A 20870-nucleotide genomic window follows, 5' to 3' on the forward strand; every position below is an offset into this window, starting at 1 on the left:
CGGCCGCGCCCGGCCGGGTCGCGCTACGGCACCGACGCGTCGAGCAGGGCCGCGGTCATCTGGGTGGTCAGCCAGGCGGTGAACTCCGCGTCGCTCCAGCCGCGCTCGACGACGAGTGCCATGTAGTGCGCGGGGTCGTTGAGGACCCACAGCGCGTCGATCGCGCGGTCGAGGTCCAGGTCCCGGCGCAGGGGGCCGGTCTCGCGCACCTTGCGAACGACCATCTCCGCGCCCGCCCGACGGTTCTGCACGAGCGTCACCCACAGCTGTCCGATCTCGGCGGACTCGTCGGCGGCACGCCGGGTCACCTCGAACAGCCGCCCCGCCCGCCGGGCGATCACCAGGCACACCTCGCTGTAGGCGCGCAGCACGTCGGCCGGGTGGGTCGCCTCCCACACGGGCGCGAACCACGGGCGCCGTGCGACCGGCACCGGCTCGTCGTCACCGGCGAGCGCCTCGTCGAGCACCTGCCGCAGGAGCGCCGGCTTCGATCCGAACACCGCAGCCGCGGTCGGCCTCGCGACGCCCGCCAGCTCGGCGACGTCCCGCAGCGACGCGCCGGTGTAGCCGCGCTCGGTGAACAGCGTGGTCGCCGCGGCGACCACGGCCCGACGGGTCCGGCGGGCCGCCTCCTCCCGCAGGGGCGAGCGGTAGTCCCGTCGCTGTCCCTTGACCTCCGGCACGGGTCGACCGTACCGTCTCTATTCAATAGACAGCGTCCAGTCAATGGAGGTGCGAGGATGTCCTCGCTCCCGGCTCCGCCCTACGTGCTGCGCGCCGACGAAGGAGAGGCCCTGTGGTTCCTGGGCAACCTCGCCACGATCAAGGCCGGCGCCGACCAGACGCGTGGAGCGCTGACCGTCGCGGAGTTCCTCAACCCGCCGGGCTTCGCGCCGCCGCTGCACCGTCACCTGCAGGAGGACGAGGCCTTCTACATCCTCTCGGGATACGCCCGGTTCCACTGCGGCGCTGACGAGTTCGAGGCCGGGCCGGGTGACTTCGTGCTGCTGCCCGTGGACCGGCCGCACACGTTCGTCGTCGGGCCCGACGTGTCGCTGCGTGCCCTCCAGCTCACCACGCCCGCCGGCTTCGAGCACTTCGCGGCGGAGGCCGGCGAAGCCGCCACCGAGCGCCGCTTGCCCGAGCCCGGCCCGGTCGACCCGGCGCGGCTGGGGCATGCTGCCGCCCGACACGGCGTCGAGATCGTCGGACCGCCGCCGTCCCCGTGATCCCGTCGACCCGCGGCGACCGGCGCGCTGCGGTTCAGTGCCCGGCGGCGTCCGCGACGACGACGCGCAGCGCGTCGGCCAGGTCGCGGCCCGACGGCGCGGACGCCGGGTCGACGGCCCACTGCACGAGCGTCCCGATCAGCAATGCCTGGTAGAAGGCGCCGAGCGCGCGGGTGCGCCCGTCGTCCTCGTCGGCGTGGAAGGTCAGCGCCAGGTCCTCGCGCGTGAGGTCCGCGGCTGCGGCGAGCGCGTCACGAACCTCGGGCACCCGGGGTGCCTGCGCGAGCGCCTCCACCGTCGCGGTGACCATCCGCTCGTCCTGCGCGACCCGGTCGACGACGCGGTCCCAGGTCCGCTCGAACCGGTCGAGCGGCGTCGGCGCGGGCGCCGGGGACTCCTCGGTGACCGCCTCGGTGAGGGCGGCGTCGACGGCGGCGGCACAGTCGCGGGTCATGGCGACGAGCGCGGCGGCGAGCAGCGCGTCCTTCGATCCGAAGTGGTAACCGATGGACGCGAGGTTCGTGCCCGAGGCGGCGACCACGTCGCGCGCCGACGTGCGGCTCCATCCCTTGTCGTGCAGGCACTCCCTGGCGCCCGCGAGGAGCTCGTCACGATGACCCACATGATCATCCTAACGTCCGTCCTAGACGGCCGTACATGACCGAAGCGGGCGACGACGAGATCACAGCGGGTCCGGCCGTGCCTGCTGCGGCCCGGCCCGGGTCGATCAGCCCAGTGCCGCTGCCCGCGACTCCAGGTGCCGACGCTCGGGCAGGCTCGTCGTGAGCCGGGCGGCCCGGCGGTAGGCGGCCCGGGCCTCGTCGCGTTCGCCGGCCATCTCCAGCAGGTGCGCGTGCACGGCGTGCAGCCGGTGGTGGTCGGCCGTGCGGTCGTCGCTGCGCAGCGGCTCGAGCACCTCGAGGCCGGCCTGCGCGCCCTCGGCCATCGCGACGGCGACGGCCCGGTTGAGCGTGACCATCGGGTTGTCCTCGATGCGCCCGAGCAGCCGGTAGAGCGCGACGATCTGGCGCCAGTCGGTGTCCTCCGCGCGCGCCGCCTCGTCGTGGACGGCCGCGATCGCCGCCTGGATCAGGTACGGCCCGGCCGGCCACCGGGCCAGCCCGTCGGTCACGAGCGCGACGCCCTCGTCGATCATCGCGCGGTCCCAGCGTGTGCGGTCCTGCTCGCCGAGCGGGACGAGCGCGCCGTCGGGCCCGGTCCGCGCGGCGCGGCGGGCGTCGGTGAGCAGCATCAGGGCGAGCAGGCCCGCGGGCTCGCCCTCGTCCGGGGTGAGCCGGTGCAGCTCGCGGGCCAGCCGGATCGCCTCGGCGGTGAGGTCGGTGCGCTGCAGGTCGGCGCCCGCCGATGCGGTGTAGCCCTCGTTGAACACGAGGTAGAGCACCTGCAGGACGGCGGCGAGCCGCGCCGGGCGCTCGTCGGGCGGCGGCATCGTGAACCGCGCCCCGGCCGACCGGATCCGCTGTTTCCCGCGGCTGATCCGCTGCGCCATCGTCGCCTCGGGGACCAGGAACGCCGCGGCGATCTCGGCCGTCGTCAGACCGCCGACGGCGCGCAACGTCAGCGCCACCTGCGACGGGCCCGTGAGTGCCGGGTGGCAGCACAGGAACAGCAGGCGCAGCGTGTCGTCGCCGTCCGGACCGTGGTCGGCGGCCACGCGGTCCCCGGGATCGGGCTCGACGACCTCCGGCTCCTGCGCGACGACCGCGACCTCCCGCAGGCGGCGCGCGCTCTCGCTGCGCCACTCGTCGGTCAGCCGCCGCCCGGCGACCGTGAGCAGCCACGCGTGCGGCCTCTCGGGCACCCCGTCGACCGGCCACTGCGTCGCCGCCGCGAGCAGCGCCTCCTGCACGGCGTCCTCGCACGCGTCGAACTGCCCGTGGCGGCGCACGAGCGTGCCGAGGACCTGCGGCGCGGCCGACCGCAGCAGGTCCTCGACACCCGTCGTCACATCTCCGCCCCGCCGTCGTGCATCACCGCACGCACCTCCATCGCGCCGCCGAAGCGGACGTCGGGCCAGCTTGCAGCGATCTCGACGGCCCGTTCGACGGACTCGCAGTCGACCTCGACGTAGCCCGCGAACTGCTCCTTGCTCTCGGCGAACGGCCCGTCGGTGACCGCGGGCCTGCCGTCGACGCCACGCACCGTCCGGGCCGTCGACGGGTCGGCGAGCGCCTGTCCGCCGACGAACTCGCCGGACCTCGTCAGCTCGCCCATGATCTGGTCGACATCGGCGAACAGCGCGGTCCGCTCCTCCTCGGTCAGGTCGTCGACGAAGCCGGGGCGGTTGTGGATGAGCAGCATGTACTTCACGACGATCGCTCCCTCGCGTCGGCCGCACCCCCGTCGGGGCGCGTCACACAGCATGGTCGGAGCCGACCGCGCCGTCTCGACGTGCCGCCGCGGCGGATCTTCCCGCCGATCCGTGTCGAGACGGGCGCCGCGGCTCCGACCGGCCGGTGACGGACCGGAACCCACCAGGAGGACACGATGACCGGCAAGCTGCGAGTGAGCGTCTCCGTCTCGATCGACGGCTACATGGCGGGCCCCGGCCAGAGCCTCGAGAACCCGCTCGGGATCGGCGGCGAGCGGCTGCACGAGTGGGCGCTCGCGACGCGCTCCTTCCGCGAGAAGTTCGGCAGGGAAGGCGGCTCCACCGGCGTCGACGACGACGTCATCGCCGCGGCCGACGCGGGCGTCGGTGCGACGGTCATGGGGCGCAACATGTTCAGCCCCGGCCGTGGCGAGTGGGACCTGTCGTGGACGGGCTGGTGGGGTGACACGCCCCCGTTCGGGCACGACGTCTTCGTCCTGACCCACCACGACCGGGAGCCGATCGGGATGAAGGGCGGCACCACCTTCCGGTTCGTCACGACCGGGATCGACGACGCGCTCGCCCTGGCCCGCGCCGCGGCCGGGGACCGGGACGTCCGGCTCGGTGGCGGGGTGTCCACGGTCCGCGAGTGCCTGCGCGCCCGGCTCGTCGACGAGATGGACCTCGCCGTCGTGCCCGTGCTGCTCGGGAGCGGGGAGCGTCTGCTCGACGGCCTCTCGCCCGACGGCTACACGTGCACGGGGGTCAGCGCGTCGGACACCGTCGCGCACCTGCGGTTCGTGCGCGGCTGAGCGCGTTCCGGGCCGCCGTCCACGCGAGCCACCGGAGCCGCGCGAGCCGGGCGGTCGTAACGGACGCGGCTCGGCGGACGAGTCCGGACGGGCCGCCGTCCGCCGTCGCGGCCGCGGAGCCGATGCGGAGGGAGTCTCGTGACGTCCGACCCGAACGACCGCCTCCCGGCGACGACGGCTGCCGAGCCGGGATCGGTCGTCGTCCCCATCGGACCGCAGACGCTGCAGGTCCCGCCCGCGGTCGGGTCCTACCTGCTGGACCCGAGCCGTGAGTCGGCGGCGCGGCTGTCCGGGACGCGGGTGTGGATCCGGCGCCGGCACGGTGAGCTGATCGTGCACATCGGCGACGTCGAGCAGGATCTCGAGTCCGACTCCGAACAGGACGGTTGACGACCGGACCCGGGTCATTCCCGCGTCAGGAGATCGCACAGCGCGCTCGTCAACGGAATCCCGGTGACCCATTCGAGCCAGTACCACTGGCCGTTCGGGTTGATCTCCAGGAACACGTACTCACCGTCCGGCGTCAGGAGCAGGTCGATGGCCCCGAACCGGAGCCCGAGGCGCGTCACCAGCTCGACGCAGCGGGCCTCGAGGACGGGTGGGAGGTCGAGCGGCACGTGGGGCAGGTCGTAGATCTCCGCCCGCCGGAAGTCGACGCGTGCGTCGGCACTCGTCGGCGTGATCCCCACCGCGAACACGCGCTCGCCGATGACCGTCACCCGCACGTCCATCGCCTTGTGGACGAACTCCTGCAGCAACGTCGGGCCGAACCGGACGGAGCCGAGCTCGTCGAGGTCCTCGTCGGTGACCAGGTGGGTGTAGAGCGTCGCCGCCCGCTCGGGGTACCGGATCAGTGGGCTCGACAGCACCTTCACGATCGTTCCGCCGGGACAGGACCCGACGAACGCCGCTGCGTGGTCGGGGCTGTTGGTGACGGTGAACCGTGGCACGGCGAAGCCCAGCGTCGTCGCGAGGTCGAGCTGCACCAGCTTGAGGCCGGCCCGGCGCACCGCGCCGGGGTCGCTGACCCAGCGGGCGTCGAGGGTGTTCCACAGCCCGCGGAAGAGGTGGTTGCACTCGGCACGCAGCCACTCCGTCTCACCCGGTTCGAGGTCGGACGGGAGCGCGAAGCGGCCGGGCCGCCGGTACCAGACGGCGTCGACCGCCCGCAGGTCGAGCTCCGACCTGCCCCAGCTCAGAGCGCCGTGAACCCCGGAAGGGGTGCTGTCGACGGTCAGCGTGGACGCCCCCGGATAGGCGGACAGGTCGAACACCCGTGACTCGACGCCGCGCCGGTCGAGCTCCGCGACGACGGGCGTGACATGGAGGTCCTGGGGTGAGGAGAGGACGAGGATCATCGGGCCAGGCCGAGATCGGACACCTCGACGTCCCGGCCGTCGGACGTGACGGCGAGCGCGCCCGTGAGCGAAGCCCGGTCGCGGAATGCGATCGCCCCGTCGTCCTCGTCGTCGGCGTCCGCGAATTCGATCCATTCCGCAGCCACCCGCACCACGAACGGGACAGCGCGGCGACCGAACTCCGACGTCACCTCGACGGCGTTCGGTGAAGAATTCCGGTGTGCTGCGGGCGGCTATGTGTCGTCACTGCAGTGGATGTCGTGGTGAGTGGTCCGCCGGCATCCGGTGGCGCTGCTGGTGTCGGGAACGAAGGTGGCATCGGGCTCGGGCCCGGTGTTGTCGCCGTTGCCCTCGTCGTCGAAGAGCTTGCGAATTGCCTGCTCGGCCGCCTCCATCTTGCCCTTGGGGATGACGAGCAGCTGCACTTCGCCCTCGGCCTGTTGTTCGGCTTCCATGGCTGGCTCCTTGCGCTGTGCGGGCGAGAAACTGACCGAACGGGCACGAACGGTACTGACCGCGGTATTCCTTGTCGACGGTCGAACGTCCTTTTCTCGCGCTTCCTCGGACATACTGATCGGACGATTTCGCCGCCGGCCCGCATTCGGCCTCGGGACGTCGCTCGTCGGCCACTCGGAGCCGCGGATGCCCACCGGCCGACGGTGCGGGCCCTACGCGGTGGAGCCGGGACGTAACGCACCGCGCCCGGCGGACGAGTTCGGACGTGCCGGTGATCACCGTCGCCACTCGGGGGGCGCATTCATGAGCGGGCCACTGACGTTCGTCCTCGACGCCAACCTGGGACTCACCGTCGCCGATGCGACGTGGGCCCGCTACCTGGCCGAGCACGGGATCATCGCCGAGCCGTCGACGGACCTCGCGGCGATCGACCGCATCCTCGGCCGGCACCGGGCCGACCTCGGGTACGTCCCCGCCGCCGACTACCACGGGTTCGCCGACGACCCCGCCTACCGCGGGCTGGCCGTCGCCACCTCGTCGCGGACCGGTGAGCCGACGCAGTCCGCGGTCCTCGTCGTGCGTGCCGACGACCCCGCCCGCCACGTCGACGACCTCTCCGGCGCGACGCTCGGCTACGTCAACACGTCGTGCTCGTCGTCGTGGTACGCCCCGGCGCTGCTCGCCCGGCAACAGGATGCGTCCATCGAGGAGTACTTCCGGCCGGTCCTCGTTCCGCCGTGGCAGCCGCAGATCGACGCCGTCGTCGACGGCCGGACCCGCTGCACGTCGGTGCTCGAGGACGTGTGGACCGCGAACCCCGACAACGCCGGGCGCACCCGGATCGTCGGTCGCGTCGACGGGCTGTGCCCGCCCGTCGTCATCGCACGCGACGACGTCGACGACGCGCTCGCCGGATCGGTGGTCGCCGAGCTGGTGGCATGGACGCCGCCCGCCGGGTCGATCTACGGTCCGTTCATCGGCTACGACGACGCCTACGTCGCCCCGTTCTTCGCGATGCTGGCGACGTTGCGGCCAGGCACCTGACCCGCGACCGGCCCGACAAGGGGACTGCAGTGCAGACACGCACGGTGGGAACGACGATGCCGGTCCTCGAGATCATGCTCGGGCCGGGTGAGCGCGTGACGGCCGAGGGCGGCGAGGTGTCCTGGTACACCCCGGGCATGCAGCTGGAGACGTCGACACGGTTCGGTTCCGGCGGCCGCGGCGGGTTCATGAGTGGGCTGAAACGGGCGCTCGGCGGCGGTCAGCTCTTCCTGACCGAGTACACCGCGCCGACGGGCGGGATGGTCGCGTTCGCCGCGCGGATGCCCGGGGTGATCCGGGAGCTGACGATCGACCCCGCCGACGAGTTCATGGTCCAGTCCGGCAGCTACATCGCGAGCACGACCGACGTCGAGGTCTCCGTGGCGTTGCAGAAGCGGTTGGGCGCCGGCATCTTCGGCGGCGCGGGCCTGGTCTTCCAGAAGCTGGCGGGCCACGGCAGGGCGTGGGTCGAGCTCTCGGGTGAGATCGTCGAGTACGACCTCGCGCAGGGGCAGTCGATGATCGTCCATCCCGGTCATCTCGCGCTGTTCACCGCGGGCATGGACCTGCAGTTCGCGACGGTGAAGGGCATCAAGAACAAGTTCTTCGGCGACGCGCTGATGATGGCCGAGATCCACGGGCCGGGGCACGTCTGGCTGCAGTCGATGACGGCCGCCAAGCTCGCCGCCGCCATCGAGCCCTACCTGCCGGACAAGTCCGGCGGCGGGAACGGCGACAACTGAGTCGCCCGCGGCTCGATCGTCAGCGGGATCGTCGCGGCCTGCGGGGTGGGGGCCGGGGACAGGTCGGGCGTCCGGTCGGCGGGAGAGAGCAGCTCGGTGTAGCGGCCGAGCATGCGGTCACCGAGGTGGCGGTAGTACTCCGGCAGGCTCGACGAGCGGCCCTCGTGGAACGCCAGGAACGCCGGATCGGACCGCAGCATCCCGAGGATGTGCCGGAAGCTCCGGACGTCGGCGCGGAACCCCGCCGTGCGGGCCCGGTGGACGTACCGGATCGCGCGGTGCGTCGTGCCTGCCAGCCGTCGGCGCAGCATCTGCGGCGACGAGGCGTGCGAGTAGAGGTCGACGAGCTTCTCGTAGTAGGTGACCGGGTCGTAGTTCTTGATCGTCGTCACCAGGTACGGCGCGTAGTAGAAGCTGAACGGCATCTCGGTGAGGATCCGGCCGCTCGAGGTCAGGTCCCGGTGCAGGGGGGTGCCACCGAACGGCACCGGGATGTTGATCGTCGGGAACGCGAACGGCGCCAGGTCCATGAACCGCTTCGTCAGCTCGACGGGTTCGTCGCCCTGGTCGGTGTCGAGCCCGAACATGAAGTTCGCCTGCAGGTACGGCACGTTCTCCGCCAGTTCGGCGAAGTGCGCGGCGACCTTCTCGACCTTCTCCATCCCGGCCGTGCGCCCGACGCCGGCCTTGTTGGAGTAGTCGGTCCAGGACTCGACGCCCGGCGCCACCATGGCGCAGTTCGTCTCCCGCAGCCGCCGTGGCCGGTCGCCGCGCAGCACGGTCAGCGAGCTCTCGATGATGTAGGGCGGCCGCCCCGCGGCGGGCTGGGCCTCCAACGTCGCGAAGACCTCGTCGAACTTCACCGCGAAGTTCGGGTCGTGGAACACGACGAGCCGCCCCGGCAGGTGCGTCGAGAGATAGCGCAGGTCGGCGGCGAGCCGGTCGGCCGACAGCGGTCGGTAGGTGCTGTTCCAGTCGATGCAGAAGTCGCAGCGGTACGGGCAGCCCGTGCTCGCGAGCATCGGCACCGCCGACAGCATCAGCGGCCTGCGGCCCAGGAAGAACGCCGACGCCCGGATCTCGGGCATCCGTTCCTCGACGGTCGGCACGTCGTCGAACGGCTGTTCCGACGTGACGATCGAGCCCGGGTCGAACTGCCCGGCGATGATGTCGGCGATCAGCTCCGGATCGCATTCCCCGACGACCAGGTCGAAGAACCGGAGGCAGTCGACCGGGAACGCCCTGGCGTGCGGGCCGCCGATGACCGTCCGGACCCCGGCCGCGCGGTAGATCTTCGCCAACGCGTACGCGAGATGGCTGACCTGCGTGTAGCAGGAGACGAAGACGACGTCGAGGTCGTCGGGGAGCAACCGGTCCGGCCGGCCCACGCCGTAGTAGGTGGCGTAGTGCACGCTGTGGCCCATCCGCCTGCACCACACCGAGATCGCCTGTGGGGTGATGCTCGCGTACTGCTTGGTGATCAGCACCTGGTAGCCGACGTCGACCGGCCGTCGGGCGGGCGGCCCCAGGACATCGAGAACCCCGACTCTCATGTCGACCCCCTGGCCGGCTTGCGCGTCGGAGGCAACGACGCTCGCGGAACAGCCGGGCGCCGCAGCGGCGCCCTGAGCCCGACCGTACGGCGTCGCGGCGCAGCCCGGCCAGGGCCGAACGCCCGGCCCCGGCTCAGGAGCGGACGGTGCGGTACTCCGCGAGCCGCGCCCGGACCTCGTCGGAGACCTTGCTCGGGTGCCCGGCGTCGAACGGGGGCTGCGGGTCGTACTCGATGAACACCTGCGCGGCCTGCGCCGCGACGTCGTCGACCAGCAGCTCGAGCAGGCGCAGCGCCATGTCGATGCCCGCCGACACCCCCGCGGCCGTCACGATCCGCTCGGGCAGGTGCTCGACGACGCGCTGGGTCACGGGCGTCGCGCCGAACCGGGCCAGCACGTCGAACGCCCCCCAATGGGTGGTGGCGGTCAGCCCGTCGAGCAGGCCGGCCGCGCCGAGGACGAGCGCGCCGCTGCAGACCGACGTCGTGAAGCGGGTGCCGGGATGGGCTGCGCGCACCCAGTCGACGAGCGGCCCGCCCGCGAGCAGCGCCCGGCTGCCGATCCCGCCCGGGACGACCACCACGTCGGGCGACGGGATGTCGGCGAAGGTGGCGTCGACGCTCAGGCCGAGCATCCCGTTCTCGGTGCGGACCTCGCCGCGACGTTCGCCGACGAAGACGACGTCGATGTCGGGGACGCGCTGCAGGACCTCGTAGGGGCCGATGGCGTCGAGCGCGGTCATGCGGGGGAAGAGCGGGACGGCGACCTGCATGGTGGGACCTTGCTCAGTGGACGGTGGTGAAGCGTCGTCGGTAGTGGTCGGGGGCGACGCCGACGCGCCGCAGGAACGCCTTGCGCATCGACTCGGCCGAACCGAAGCCCGCGCGTGCGGCGACGGCCGCGACCGGCGCGGACCCCGTCTCCAGGAAGCCGCGCGCGGCCTCGACGCGGACCTGCTCGACGTAGCCGCCCGGTGGGCTGCCGAGCTCTCGGGTGAACTCGCGGCTGAAGTGCCGCTCGCTCATCCCGACGCGGCGGGCGAGGGTGGGCACACGCAGGTCGGCGGTCGGGTCGCCGTGGATGAGGTCCTGGGCGGCGCGGATGGTCGGACGACCCGCGGGCGCCGTCCACACCGGGCCGGCGAACTGGCTCTGCCCGCCCGGCCTGCGCAGGAACACGACCATCTCGCGGGCCACAGCCTGCGCGACGTCCGGGCCGTGGTCGGCCTCGACGACGGCCAGCGCGAGGTCGATGCCGGCCGTCACGCCCGCGGATGTCCACACCCGGCCGCTGCGGAGGTGGATGGCGTCGGCGTGGACCTCGACCGCAGGGTCGACCGCGGCCAGGGCACGGGCGTACCGCCAGTGCGTCGTGACGGTGTGTCCGGCCAGCAGGCCGGCCCTGGCCAGCAGGAACGCTCCCGTGCACACCGAGAGCACGCGCTCGGCGCGCGGCGCCGCGGCGCGGATCCACGTGACGAGCGCGTCGTCGGCGGGCGTCGTCCGCGCGCCGCGACCTCCCGGGACCAGCAGCGTGTCGACCCGGCCGGGAGCCGGAAGCTGCTCGTCGGCCAGCAGGCGCATGCCGCTCTCGGCGCGGACCGGTGCGCCGTCGGCCCCGACGAGCACGACCCGGTAGCCGGGCGCCCGGTCACGGACCCGCAGCCACTCGGTCGCGCCCATGAAGACCTCGTAGGGGCCCGTGACGTCGAGCGGCTGGATGCCGTCGAAGAGCGGGACGACGATCCGGTGGGCGGGCACGTCCCCACGGTCGCCCGCCGCGGTTCGTGGCGTCAACGACCGGTACCCCACTGATCACGCCATGCCGCACCCGGCGGTCCCGGCCGGGACCGGCCGAAATTCGCTGGGGTGGCCGGGCGGGTCCCGCTAGCGTCGCGACGCGTGATCGAGGTCCGGACGACCGGCGGACGGCTGCGTGGCCCCGTCGGGTCGGCGGTGGCGGTGTTCCGCGGGATCCCGTTCGCGGCACCGCCCGTCGGCGATCTGCGCCTGGCGGCCCCCGCACCACCCGCGGCCTGGGACGGGATACGCGACGCGGTGCGGTTCGGTCCGTCGCCGCCGCAGGCCGGGGCCTTCGGGATGCAGGAGCTGACCGGCGGCGAGGACTGGCTCACGCTCAACGTCTTCTCGCCCGACCCCGGCCGCGACGCGGGCCTGCCCGTCATGGTGTGGATCCACGGTGGCGGCTACGCGATCGGCACGTCCGGTCTGCCCGAGTACGACGGCACCCGGCTGGCCCGCGACGGCGTCGTGCTCGTGACGTTCAACCACCGCGTCGGGCTCGAGGGGTTCGGTCAGGTCGACGGGGCGCCGGCCAACCGCGGCCTGCTCGACCAGGTCGCCGCGCTGGAATGGGTGCAGGACAACATCCGCGGGTTCGGTGGTGACCCGGGGCGGGTCACCGTCTTCGGGCAGTCGGCGGGCGGCGGATCGGTCGCGGCGCTGCTGGCGATGCCGCGGGCGGCGGGTCTGTTCCGACGAGCGATCGTGCAGAGCATGCCCGGGACCTTCTTCACCCCGGAGCTCGCGCGCGACATGGCCGGAGCCTGCGCCGCCGAGCTCGGCATGGAGGCGACGGTCGCCGACCTGACGACGGTGGACCCCGAGCTGTTCGCGGCGGCGGGCGATGCGGTGACCGCCGACATCGGCACCCGCGTCGACAGGTGGGGCGCGGCCGCGCACCGGTCGATCCTCTACGCGCCGGTCGTCGACGGCGAGGTCCTGCCCACCACGCCGTGGGAGGCACGGCACGACGTCGCCCTCCTCGTCGGCCACACCCGTGACGAGCACCGCCTGTTCACCGCGCTCGACCCGCCGTCGCCGGAGCAGGCCGCCGCCGCGGCGGACGTGTTCGCGCCCCTGCCCTACCCGGCGGTCGACGACCCCGTCGCGCTCCACGAGTGGGTCCTCGGCGACTGGCTCTTCCGGATGCCGTCGCTGCACCTGGGCTCGGGCAACCCCGGCACCTACTTCTACGAGCTGACGCTGGACGGAGTGCTGGGCGCCTGCCACGGTCTCGACGTGCCGCTCGTCTTCGGCAACCTGACGAGCGGGCAGCCGGCCGCGCTGGTCGGCGACGTCGCGGCCGCCGAGGCCGTGTCGGTCCGGATGCGGGCCGCCTGGATCGCGTTCGCGACGACCGGCGACCCGGGCTGGCCCACCTTCGACGACGGACTCGTCCAGTTGTTCGACGTCGAACCTGCCGTCGTGCCGTACCCGGAGACGGAGTCGCAGCGGATCTGGCGCGACCACACGTTCGCGCCGCTCCCGTTGTGCTGACCGGCGCGGGTCGCGGCGGCGGGCCCGAGGATCCCCCGAGGGGAGACCAAGGACCCTACGTCGCCGTGGGTCCGCGGAGGACCGTCGAGCCTCGTCAAGGTTCGTCGAGGGTCCTCGAGGCTCGCCGGGGAGGGAGACCCACAGTGACCACGACCACGTCCACATCGACCACCGAGATGCTCATCGACCGGTACCTGCCGAGCTTCGACTGGACGATCGTCGAGCACACCGTCGTCGAGGCCGACCGCGCCGCGACCTGGGAGGCGCTGTGCGCGCTGGACCTCGCGCAGGTGCACTCGCCGCTCATGGACGCGGCGATGGCCGTGCGGGGGCTGCCCGACCGGTTCGGTCGGCTCCGCGGGCGCCCGGCCGCCGCCCCACCGCCGGTGCACCTGCCCCTGCGCGGCGGGCCGTCGCTGCCGGGGTGGCTGTTCCTCGGCGAGATCGCCGAACGCGAGATCGTGCTGGGCGCCGTCGGCAGGTTCTGGCAGCCGCAGATCGAGTGGTACGACGTCTCCGGGATGACCCCGGAGGCGTTCGCGGCCTTCGCGGAGCCGAACTGGGGCAGGATCGCCGCGAACTTCTCGCTCCGGTCCTACGGAACCTCGCGCTCGCTCGTCTCGTACGAGGCCCGCACCTCGGTCGGCGACCCGGACAGCGCGCACCGGTTCGCCCGGTACTGGACGCTCGTGCGCCCGTTCGTCGGCCACATCATGCGCGCCGCCCTCGCCACCATCGCCACGGATGCCGCGCGCCGCGCATCGTGACCGTTGGGGGTCCGTCGCGGCGGCCACCCCGGGCGTTCCGGCGCCGGGTGGCGGCCGCGGGGCTCCCGGGCGCGCCGGCCCGTGCGGAACCGGTGACCGACGCCGACCTGGCCGGACTGCCCGCGGCCGCGGTCCGCCACCTCACGACGATGGGTGTCGTCGGGCGGCCGCGACCCTGGTCGCTGCGGGCGCACTTCACCGGCCGGCTGCGGCGCCGCCCGGACCAGCCGTGGATGGCGGTCGATGCCTGGCAGTACAACTCCGCTCGAGGTGGCGCGGCTGTTCCGCATGCGGCTCACGGTCGCTCGGGTACTGCCGCGGTCTGGCACCTGCCCGACGGCGACTTCCGCTACGCGGAGCCGACGCCGGCCGACCTCGCTCTGGAGGTCGCTCCCGGCCGCTGACGCCCCACGTCGGACACACCCGACCCACGACGAACGGCCAGGTCCGCGAGCATCCTACGATGCTCTGACCTGGCCGTTTGCGAAGTCGGGGTGACAGGATTTGAACCTGCGACCTCTTCGTCCCGAACGAAGCGCGCTACCAAGCTGCGCCACACCCCGAGTGCCCGCCGCTGTCTCGCGAGCCGTCGTGAACTCTACCCGACGTCCACAGCCGCCGACGCGGGGGTTCCCTGCGGGGCAACGTGAGCGACCGGACGGGGCACGAGCGTCAGCAACGAGGCCTCCGGGGGGCACGCGAAACGCACCGGCGCCCACGGCGAGGTGCCCAGCCCGGCCGAGACGTGCAGCCAGGTGTGGACGCCCCAGCGCGAGGCCCCGCGGGCCCGCGAGCGGTCGATCCCGCAGTTGGTGACGATGGCGCCGTAGCCCGGCATCCGCAGCTGGCCGCCGTGGGTGTGGCCGGCGAGGACGAGGTCGGTGCCGTCGGCGGCGAAACCGTCGAGCACCCGGGGCTCGGGGGAGTGGGTGAGGCCCAGCCGGAGGTCGGCGTCGTGGACCCGGCCGGCGATGCGCGGGTAACGGTCGAGGCCGAGGTGCGGGTCGTCGACACCCGCGGCGCTGACGCGGACGCCGTCGACGTCCAGCGACACGCGGGAGTGCGTCGCGTCGGCCCAGCCGCGTTCGACGAGTGCCGCGCGCAGGTCGCGCCACGGCAGCGGGTCGCCGTGGCTGCGCTTCTCGTTGCGGCCGAGGTAGCGGGCCGGGTTCTTGGGCGAGGGGCCGAAGTAGTCGTTGCTGCCGAAGACGAACAGCCCCGGCCGTTCGAGCAGCGGGCCCAGCGCGGCCAGCACGCTCGGCACGGCCTTCTCGTGGGCCAGGTTGTCGCCGGTGTCGACGACCAGGTCCGGCTCGAGCTCGGCGAGCTCCGCGACCCAGCGCTGCTTGGACGTCTGGCCCGGCATCATGTGCAGATCCGAGACGTGCAGGATCCGGATCGGTCGCGCACCGGGCGTGAGCACCGGCAACGTGGCCTCGCGCAGCGTCCAACGTCGCCGCTCGACACCCGCCGCGTAGGCGAGGCCGGCGGCCCCGGTCGTCGTCGCCCCGAGTGCGACTCGCGCCCAGCTCTTCACACGATGCAGGGTACGTTCACGCGCGTGAGCGAACTCAAGCAGCGCCTCCGTGACGACCTGACGGCCGCCATGAAGGCTCGCGACGAGCTGGTCAAGAGCACCCTTCGGATGACGTTGACCGCGATCGGCAACGCCGAGGTCGCCGGCACCGAGGCCCGCGAGCTCAGCGACGACGAGGTGCTCAAGGTCATCGCCAAGGAGGCGAAGAAGCGCGCGGAGTCGGCCGAGGCGTTCACCGCGGGGGGCCGCGCCGAGCTCGCCGCGCAGGAGCTCGCCGAGGCCGACGTGCTGGCCCGCTACCTGCCGACGCAGCTCACCGACGACGAGCTCGCCGTCATCGCCCGCTCGGCCGTCGACGAGACCGAGGCCGAGCTGGGCGCGAAGCCCGGGCCGCGGCAGATGGGCCAGGTCATGAAGAAGGCCAACGCCGCCGCGGCGGGCCGGGCCGACGGCGGCCGGGTGGCCGCCGCCGTGAAGGCCCTGCTCGCCTGAGCGGCCGGCCGAGCCGCCCGAACCTCAGGACTCGACCGGGGTCGTGCGCCGCGCCGCGGCCTTCTTGGTGGTCGTCGTCTTCGAGGCCGCGGCCGTCTTGCGCCGTGCCGGGGCCTTCTTGACCGGGGCCTTGGACCGACGGTCGGCCAGCAGCTCGGAGGCCCGCTCGTCGGTGATCTCCTCGACGCTGTCGCCCTTGCGCAGCGACGCGTTGGTCTCGCCGTCGGTGACGTAGGGGCCGAAGCGGCCGTCCTTGATGACCATCTTCTTGCCGGTGGCGGAGTCCTCGCCCAGCTCGCGCAGGGGTGGGGTCGCCGCGGCCGTGCGACGTCCCCGCTGCTTGGGCTGCTTGTAGATCTCCAGCGCCTCGTCGAGGGTGACGGTGAACATCTGCTCCTCGTCGGTGAGCGAGCGCGAGTCCGTCCCCTTCTTCAGGTACGGGCCGTACCGGCCGTTCTGCGCGGTGATCTCCTCACCGCTCTCCGGGTCGGTGCCGACCAGTCGCGGCAGCGACAGCAGCCGCAGGGCGTCGTCGAGCGTCACCGACTCGACCGTCATCGACTTGAGCAGCGAGCCCGTGCGCGGCTTCGGCTTGGCCGGGGCCTTCTTGCGTGTGGTCGTGCCCTCGGCGGGAGCCTCCGGCTCGGGCAGGATCTCCGTCACGTAGGGCCCGAAGCGGCCCTCCTTGGCGACGATCTCGTGCCCGGTCACCGGGTCGGTGCCCAGCGAGCGGCCTTCCTGCGGCACCGAGAAGAGCTTCTCGGCGATCTCCGCGGTCAGCTCGTCGGGCGGGAGGTCGTCGGGCAGGTTCGCGCGCTGCGAGGCGCCCTCGACCAGCCGCTCCAGGTACGGTCCGTACCGACCGACGCGGACGACGACGTCGCGGCCCTCGGCGTCGGTGAACATCGGGATCGAGTTGACCTCGCGGGCGTCGATCTCCTCGAGGTTCACCCCGACCAGCTTCTTCAGCCCGCCGGCGCGGGCGACGGAGCCTTCGGTGCCCTCGTCGGCCCCGAAGTAGAAGCTCGTGAGCCAGTCGGTGCGGGAGTAGTTGCCGGACGCGATCGCGTCGAGCTCGTCCTCCATCGCGGCGGTGAAGTCGTAGTCGACGAGCCGGCCGAAGTGGTGCTCCAGCAGGCCGATCACCGAGAACGCCACCCACGACGGGACCAGGGCGGAGCCCTTCTTCCAGACGTAGCCGCGGTCCTGGATCGTCTTGATGATCGACGCGTACGTCGACGGCCGGCCGATCCCCAGCTCCTCGAGCTGCTTGACCAGGCTCGGCTCGGTGTAGCGGGCCGGCGGGTTGGTCGAGTGGCCGTCGGGGTTCAGCTCGGTCGCGGTGACCGCCGCGCCCTCGGCGAGGTTCGGCAGCCGGGACTCGGCGTCGTCGGCCTGCCCGTCGGTGCCCTCCTCGACCGTCTCGACGTAGGCCTTGAGGAAGCCGGGGAAGGTGATCGTGCGGCCGGAGGCGGCGAACGTGGCCTCCTCGCCCGTTGCGGCCGTACCGACGATGCGGACGCTCATCGTCGTCCCGCGCGCGTCGGCCATCTGCGACGCGACGGTGCGCTGCCAGATCAGCTCGTAGAGACGGAAGTCGTCGCCGTCGACCTCGCGCGCGACCTCGCCCGGTGTGCGAAATGTCTCACCGGCGGGCCGGATCGCCTCGTGGGCCTCCTGCGCGTTCTTGACCTTGCGGGTGTACTGGCGCGGCTGCGGCGAGACGTACGAGTCGCCGTAGAGCTCGCGGGCCTGCGTGCGGGCCGCGTTGATCGCCGACTCCGACAACGTCGTGGAGTCGGTACGCATGTAGGTGATGTAGCCGTTCTCGTACAGGCGCTGCGCGGTGCGCATCGTGCGCTCGGCGGAGAACCGCAGCTTGCGGCCCGCCTCCTGCTGCAGCGTCGAGGTCATGAACGGGGCGTACGGCTTGCGGGTGTACGGCTTGGACTCGACCGACGAGACCGTCAGATCGACCCCGTCGAGCGCCTCGGCCAGCCGGCGCGCGCCGGCCTCGTCGAGCGCGACCGCGTCGGATTTCAGCTGTCCGTCCGCGCCGAAGTCGCGGCCCGTGGCGACCCGGTTGCCGTCGACGGCCACCAGCCGCGCCCCGAACGTCCGCGGGCTCGCCTCGGCGCCGGCGTCGAGCGTGGCCGCGATGTCCCAGTACGAGGCGGAGACGAACGCCATCCGCTCCCGCTCGCGCTGCACGATCAGCCGCGTGGCCACCGACTGCACCCGGCCCGCCGACAGCTTCGGCATGACCTTCCTCCACAGCACGGGGGAGACCTCGTAGCCGTAGAGCCGGTCGAGGATGCGGCGCGTCTCCTGCGCGTCGACCAGGTCCTGGTCGAGGTCGCGCAGGTTCTCGGCGGCGGCGCGGATCGCGGGCTCGGTGATCTCGTGGAAGACCATCCGGCGGACCGGGACCTTCGGCTTGAGCGTGTCGAGCAGGTGCCAGGCGATGGCCTCGCCCTCGCGGTCGGGGTCCGTCGCGAGCAGCAGCTCGTCGACCGACTTGAGCGCGTCGCGCAGCTCGGAGACCTTGCCCTTCTTCTCCGGCGTCACGATGTAGAGCGGCTGGAACTCGTTGTCGACGTCGACACCCAGCCGCGCCCACGACTCGCCCTTGTACTTGGCGGGGACGTCCGCGGCGCCGCGCGGCAGGTCGCGGATGTGTCCGACCGACGACTCGACGACGTAGTCCTTGCCCAGATAGGGCGCGATCTTCTTGGCCTTGGTCGGCGACTCGACGATCACGAGCCGCCGGGTCGGACGACCCGTCGTCGTCGCCGTCGGGGTGCCGTTGCGACGGCTGCCGGCCGCGGCGGGGGCCGAGCCGTCGTCGGCTCCTGCCTTCGAACGCGTCGTTCGGGTTGCCACCTTGGTCCTACTCCATCGTCACCGGCCGTACCGCCGAGCGCGGTCCGACCGTCGGCCGACGCTGCGGCCATTCGATCACCCGACACATGAGCGGGTCGGGTTCGCCAGTATCCCTACAACACCGGCACTGTTCGCCACGTTCGCACACTCACCCGGCGTGTTGCATCTGTCACGTCCGGATGCGTGACGACGGACGGCAGCGTAACCAGGCCGTCAACACCGATCACGAGGCCCGGCCCCACCACCGCGGCCAGTCGCCCACCGGGACGGGGTCGGGGACCGGGCCGACGAGATCCACCAGCCTGCGAACCCGGGCAGCTCCCGAGATGCGCAGAGCCGGATGGTCGTCGCCGCCGACGCGGGCCGGGGAGATGCCCGCCCGGTACGCGGCCGCGGCCAGCGGTCGGTGCGTGTGCGGGGCGAGCGGGTCGAGGGCGAGCAGGTAGCCGCCGCGCTCGTCCGCCCGGCCCGCGGCCAGTGCCCACAACCGAAGCAGGGAGCCGTCGAGCTGGAAGTCGTCGGGGACGACCTTGCGGTCGGCGGCGGCGGCGGCGCCGCCGGCGGCGTCGGAACCCGCCCAGGCCTTCGCCAGCGCGACCAGGTCGCACCGGAAGGCCGAGCGGAGGGCGACGGTCCCGTCGTCGGCCGGGGTGGCCTCCAGCCGGACGCCGGTGGCCGCGGCGGCGGCGCGCACGGCGCGGGCGCGCCCCGCGTCGGCGACCTGGAGGCTCAGCCGGGCCGTCGTCCCGCTGCCGAAGCGCGCGATGCGCCCGGGCCCGCACAGCAGGCCGGCGAGATCGGCCCGCCGCACCGGGCGGGCCTCCGCGGAGAACAGCGACAGCTGAGCCACGGGGCGCACGGTAGAACATGCGTTCGATCTTTCGATGGTCGGCGCGCCGGACGGGCCCGCCGCACCCGGTCAGCGGTCGGTGCTCACCTGCCGAGCCGCTGGCAGTTCGGGGCCGCCTCCGCCGCCTTGTTCAGCCGGACGTAGCCGCTCGTGTCGCCCAGGCTCGCCCCGCTCGTCGAGAGCTTGCCCAGCGACGTCGTGGCGTCGGTCAGGGCGCCCTGGAAGGCGTTGACGTCGTTGGGGTCGACGCCGTCGACGCGGGACTTGGCCTCGCCCAGACTCTGCTCGAACTGGGTGAGCAGGCCGTCGATCCTGGTGACCGTCTCGTTGCCGCCGGCGACCGGTGAGCTGCCGACCGAGCCGAGCTGGCTGCGGCCCTGCTGCACGCCGGAAAGGACCGCCCCGAGGTAGTCGCTGAACGACTTCTTGATCGTCGGCAGGTCGTTGACGCCGGCGAGGTTCGGTGTCTTCTGCGCCGCGTCGAGCATGGGGATCAGCGAGCCGCACACCTTGTCGACCCACGCCACCGGGTCGGCGCCCGGGCCCTGGGTCGGCTGCGGCGACGGATCGGCCGCCGCCGTCCCCGACACGACGCTCGAGCACCCGCCCAGCAGCACCGTGAACGCCAACGCCACGGTGGCGACGACGGTGGTCAGCGGGCGGGAACGGCGCGGCATTCGGGAACTCCCCCGGTGGGCTGGTGCGGGCATCCGGGCCCAGTCTCCCGCACCCGGGAACGGGCGGGCCGCGAGCGTCCGCGGCCCGCCCGTCGACGGTCGTGCCCGTGCGTCAGCCGGTCTGCTGCAGTTTCTGGCAGTTCGCGGCCTTGGCGGCGGCAGCGTTGATGTCGGCGTTGCCGTTGAGGCCGCTGGTGTCGAGCTTCGACAGCTGCTGCAACGGGCTCAACGCATCGGTCAGCGCGCCCGTCAGCGCCGACGGGTCGTTGGTGTCGACGTTCTGCAGCTGCTGGCGGGCCTGGTCGAACGAGGACTTGACCGAGGTCAGCGTCGACTTCAGCTGGGTGACGACGGCGTCGCCACCGTCGATCGGCGAGGGTCCGAGCTTCCCCATCGAGTCGATCGAGCCCTGCACCGCGGTGCTCGCCGTACCGAGGTAGTCGCTCAGCCCCTGGATGGCCTTGTCGGGGTTCGAGCTGTCGATGTTCGGCTGCGTCTTGACCGCGTCGGTGAAGGTCAGGATCGAGCTGCAGAGTCCGTCGGCCCAGGCGACGTCGGCGTCGCTCGGGCCACTGCTGCAGCCGCCGACGACCGTGGCCAGCGCCGCCGCGACGGCGACCGCCGCGACGCGCAGGGATCGGGGGGTACGGCGCACGGGATGCTCCGTTCTCTCGGGTCTCGGGGGATGGGGCGGCGGCGGTCGGCGACGGTGCCGCGGCGACCTGCCACGGCCACGGACGCGCGCGGCAGGGACCGAGCTGCTCGGTCTCGTGCGCATCACGTCCTCCGGGGGAGCTCCGACGCCCGGGCGCGCCGCGGGCAGCGGACATTACTGGGA

Annotated in this window: 24 protein-coding genes and 1 tRNA gene; 9 read left to right on the plus strand and 16 right to left on the minus strand. The window is 72.9% G+C overall.

From position 1 onward, the window contains the following. Window positions 1–23: 23 nt before the first annotated feature. Window positions 24–683 carry a TetR/AcrR family transcriptional regulator gene (locus tag PSED_RS01940; RefSeq protein WP_013672586.1) on the minus strand — a complete coding sequence of 220 codons (660 nt, stop codon included), beginning with the start codon at window positions 681–683 and terminating at the stop codon, window positions 24–26. A 57-nt stretch (window positions 684–740) separates the two neighbouring features. On the opposite strand from PSED_RS01940, the gene PSED_RS01945 reads away from it, so the two are divergent. Continuing rightward, the gene (locus PSED_RS01945; RefSeq protein WP_013672587.1) at window positions 741–1229 is read left to right on the plus strand and encodes a cupin domain-containing protein; all 489 of its coding nucleotides are present in this window, start codon (window positions 741–743) and stop codon (window positions 1227–1229) included. Window positions 1230–1263: 34 nt separating this feature from the next. On the opposite strand, the gene PSED_RS01950 is transcribed toward PSED_RS01945, so the two are convergent. The 3 genes from PSED_RS01950 to PSED_RS01960 all read right to left on the minus strand — a co-directional run bounded on the left by PSED_RS01950 (window position 1264) and on the right by PSED_RS01960 (window position 3551). Further along, a complete protein-coding gene (locus tag PSED_RS01950) occupies window positions 1264–1851 on the minus strand; it encodes a TetR/AcrR family transcriptional regulator (protein ID WP_013672588.1) in 588 nt (195 codons plus the stop codon). Window positions 1852–1956: 105 nt separating this feature from the next. Next, entirely contained in the window at window positions 1957–3198 is a 1242-nt protein-coding gene (locus PSED_RS01955; RefSeq protein WP_013672589.1) for an RNA polymerase sigma factor, read from the minus strand. Beyond that, window positions 3195–3551 carry a YciI family protein gene (locus PSED_RS01960; protein WP_233899414.1) on the minus strand — a complete coding sequence of 119 codons (357 nt, stop codon included), beginning with the start codon at window positions 3549–3551 and terminating at the stop codon, window positions 3195–3197. The genes PSED_RS01955 and PSED_RS01960 overlap by 4 nt, the downstream gene beginning before the upstream one ends. Window positions 3552–3737: 186 nt before the next feature. Between PSED_RS01960 and PSED_RS01965 the strand changes: the two genes are divergently transcribed. Beyond that, window positions 3738–4373 carry a dihydrofolate reductase family protein gene (locus PSED_RS01965; protein ID WP_013672591.1) on the plus strand — a complete coding sequence of 212 codons (636 nt, stop codon included), beginning with the start codon at window positions 3738–3740 and terminating at the stop codon, window positions 4371–4373. Between the two features lie 138 nt (window positions 4374–4511). Continuing rightward, window positions 4512–4763 (plus strand): hypothetical protein, encoded by a 252-nt coding sequence (locus PSED_RS01970; protein WP_013672592.1) that lies wholly within the window; start codon window positions 4512–4514, stop codon window positions 4761–4763. Window positions 4764–4777: 14 nt separating this feature from the next. Here PSED_RS01970 and PSED_RS01975 read toward each other — a convergent pair whose 3' ends face one another. Genes PSED_RS01975 through PSED_RS01985 form a run of 3 tightly spaced genes read right to left on the minus strand, consistent with a single transcriptional unit; the run spans window position 4778 to window position 6186 of the window. After that, window positions 4778–5731, minus strand: coding sequence for an MvdC/MvdD family ATP grasp protein (locus tag PSED_RS01975; RefSeq protein WP_013672593.1), 954 nt, complete (start codon window positions 5729–5731; stop codon window positions 4778–4780). Then, window positions 5728–5922: a hypothetical protein gene (locus tag PSED_RS01980; RefSeq protein ID WP_013672594.1), complete on the minus strand. Its 195-nt coding sequence runs from the start codon at window positions 5920–5922 to the stop codon at window positions 5728–5730. The genes PSED_RS01975 and PSED_RS01980 overlap by 4 nt, the downstream gene beginning before the upstream one ends. Before the next feature lie 42 nt (window positions 5923–5964). Next, entirely contained in the window at window positions 5965–6186 is a 222-nt protein-coding gene (locus PSED_RS01985) for a hypothetical protein (protein ID WP_013672595.1), read from the minus strand. Window positions 6187–6490: 304 nt separating this feature from the next. On the opposite strand from PSED_RS01985, the gene PSED_RS01990 reads away from it, so the two are divergent. Beyond that, window positions 6491–7231: a phosphate/phosphite/phosphonate ABC transporter substrate-binding protein gene (locus PSED_RS01990; RefSeq protein WP_013672596.1), complete on the plus strand. Its 741-nt coding sequence runs from the start codon at window positions 6491–6493 to the stop codon at window positions 7229–7231. A 29-nt stretch (window positions 7232–7260) separates the two neighbouring features. Beyond that, complete coding sequence (locus PSED_RS01995) at window positions 7261–7974, plus strand: TIGR00266 family protein (RefSeq protein WP_013672597.1); 714 nt, start codon at window positions 7261–7263, stop codon at window positions 7972–7974. Here the strand turns inward: PSED_RS01995 and PSED_RS02000 are convergent. The 3 genes from PSED_RS02000 to PSED_RS02010 form a co-directional block, all read right to left on the minus strand. Further along, on the minus strand, window positions 7932–9527 hold the full coding sequence (locus PSED_RS02000; RefSeq protein WP_013672598.1) for a B12-binding domain-containing radical SAM protein: 1596 nt from the start codon (window positions 9525–9527) through the stop codon (window positions 7932–7934). The genes PSED_RS01995 and PSED_RS02000 overlap by 43 nt on opposite strands. A 133-nt stretch (window positions 9528–9660) precedes the next feature. Then, entirely contained in the window at window positions 9661–10299 is a 639-nt protein-coding gene (locus PSED_RS02005) for a DJ-1/PfpI family protein (protein WP_013672599.1), read from the minus strand. 13 nt (window positions 10300–10312) lie between these two features. Beyond that, window positions 10313–11287: a GlxA family transcriptional regulator gene (locus PSED_RS02010; protein ID WP_013672600.1), complete on the minus strand. Its 975-nt coding sequence runs from the start codon at window positions 11285–11287 to the stop codon at window positions 10313–10315. A gap of 141 nt (window positions 11288–11428) precedes the next feature. On the opposite strand from PSED_RS02010, the gene PSED_RS02015 reads away from it, so the two are divergent. The 3 genes from PSED_RS02015 (at window position 11429) to PSED_RS02025 (ending at window position 13997) form a co-directional block, all read left to right on the plus strand. Further along, window positions 11429–12826 carry a carboxylesterase/lipase family protein gene (locus PSED_RS02015; protein WP_013672601.1) on the plus strand — a complete coding sequence of 466 codons (1398 nt, stop codon included), beginning with the start codon at window positions 11429–11431 and terminating at the stop codon, window positions 12824–12826. Between the two features lie 143 nt (window positions 12827–12969). After that, window positions 12970–13593: a hypothetical protein gene (locus PSED_RS02020; protein WP_013672602.1), complete on the plus strand. Its 624-nt coding sequence runs from the start codon at window positions 12970–12972 to the stop codon at window positions 13591–13593. A 92-nt stretch (window positions 13594–13685) separates the two neighbouring features. Further along, window positions 13686–13997, plus strand: a complete 312-nt coding sequence (locus PSED_RS02025; protein WP_143770326.1) for a DUF6544 family protein — start codon at window positions 13686–13688, stop codon at window positions 13995–13997. Window positions 13998–14082: 85 nt separating this feature from the next. Here the strand turns inward: PSED_RS02025 and PSED_RS02030 are convergent. Then, window positions 14083–14156, minus strand: a tRNA-Pro gene (locus PSED_RS02030). 35 nt (window positions 14157–14191) lie between these two features. Then, window positions 14192–15130: a metallophosphoesterase gene (locus tag PSED_RS02035; RefSeq protein WP_013672604.1), complete on the minus strand. Its 939-nt coding sequence runs from the start codon at window positions 15128–15130 to the stop codon at window positions 14192–14194. 24 nt (window positions 15131–15154) lie between these two features. Between PSED_RS02035 and PSED_RS02040 the strand changes: the two genes are divergently transcribed. Continuing rightward, window positions 15155–15622, plus strand: a complete 468-nt coding sequence (locus PSED_RS02040; protein WP_041759190.1) for a GatB/YqeY domain-containing protein — start codon at window positions 15155–15157, stop codon at window positions 15620–15622. A gap of 24 nt (window positions 15623–15646) precedes the next feature. On the opposite strand, the gene topA is transcribed toward PSED_RS02040, so the two are convergent. The 4 genes from topA to PSED_RS02060 form a co-directional block, all read right to left on the minus strand. After that, window positions 15647–18505, minus strand: a complete 2859-nt coding sequence (topA, locus tag PSED_RS02045; protein WP_013672606.1) for a type I DNA topoisomerase — start codon at window positions 18503–18505, stop codon at window positions 15647–15649. Between the two features lie 223 nt (window positions 18506–18728). Continuing rightward, window positions 18729–19355, minus strand: coding sequence for a hypothetical protein (locus PSED_RS02050; protein ID WP_041760313.1), 627 nt, complete (start codon window positions 19353–19355; stop codon window positions 18729–18731). 83 nt (window positions 19356–19438) lie between these two features. Beyond that, entirely contained in the window at window positions 19439–20032 is a 594-nt protein-coding gene (locus PSED_RS02055) for a hypothetical protein (RefSeq protein ID WP_013672608.1), read from the minus strand. A 112-nt stretch (window positions 20033–20144) separates the two neighbouring features. Next, window positions 20145–20687, minus strand: a complete 543-nt coding sequence (locus PSED_RS02060) for a hypothetical protein (RefSeq protein WP_013672609.1) — start codon at window positions 20685–20687, stop codon at window positions 20145–20147. Window positions 20688–20870: the final 183 nt, after the last annotated feature.

The organism is Pseudonocardia benzenivorans CB1190, from assembly GCF_000196675.2.
Taxonomy (GTDB): domain Bacteria; phylum Actinomycetota; class Actinomycetes; order Mycobacteriales; family Pseudonocardiaceae; genus Pseudonocardia; species Pseudonocardia benzenivorans.

Bases quoted from the DNA above. Each gene is read 5' to 3' on its own strand.
- PSED_RS01945 (WP_013672587.1), top strand. From the start codon at position 741: ATGTCCTCGCTCCCGGCTCCGCCCTACGTGCTGCGCGCCGACGAAGGA.
- PSED_RS01960 (WP_233899414.1), bottom strand. From the start codon at position 3,551: ATGCTGCTCATCCACAACCGCCCCGGCTTCGTCGACGACCTGACCGAG.
- PSED_RS01965 (WP_013672591.1), top strand. From the start codon at position 3,738: ATGACCGGCAAGCTGCGAGTGAGCGTCTCCGTCTCGATCGACGGCTAC.
- PSED_RS01975 (WP_013672593.1), bottom strand. From the start codon at position 5,731: ATGATCCTCGTCCTCTCCTCACCCCAGGACCTCCATGTCACGCCCGTC.
- PSED_RS01985 (WP_013672595.1), bottom strand. From the start codon at position 6,186: ATGGAAGCCGAACAACAGGCCGAGGGCGAAGTGCAGCTGCTCGTCATC.
- PSED_RS01990 (WP_013672596.1), top strand. From the start codon at position 6,491: ATGAGCGGGCCACTGACGTTCGTCCTCGACGCCAACCTGGGACTCACC.
- PSED_RS02000 (WP_013672598.1), bottom strand. From the start codon at position 9,527: ATGAGAGTCGGGGTTCTCGATGTCCTGGGGCCGCCCGCCCGACGGCCG.
- PSED_RS02005 (WP_013672599.1), bottom strand. From the start codon at position 10,299: ATGCAGGTCGCCGTCCCGCTCTTCCCCCGCATGACCGCGCTCGACGCC.
- PSED_RS02055 (WP_013672608.1), bottom strand. From the start codon at position 20,032: ATGCCGCGCCGTTCCCGCCCGCTGACCACCGTCGTCGCCACCGTGGCG.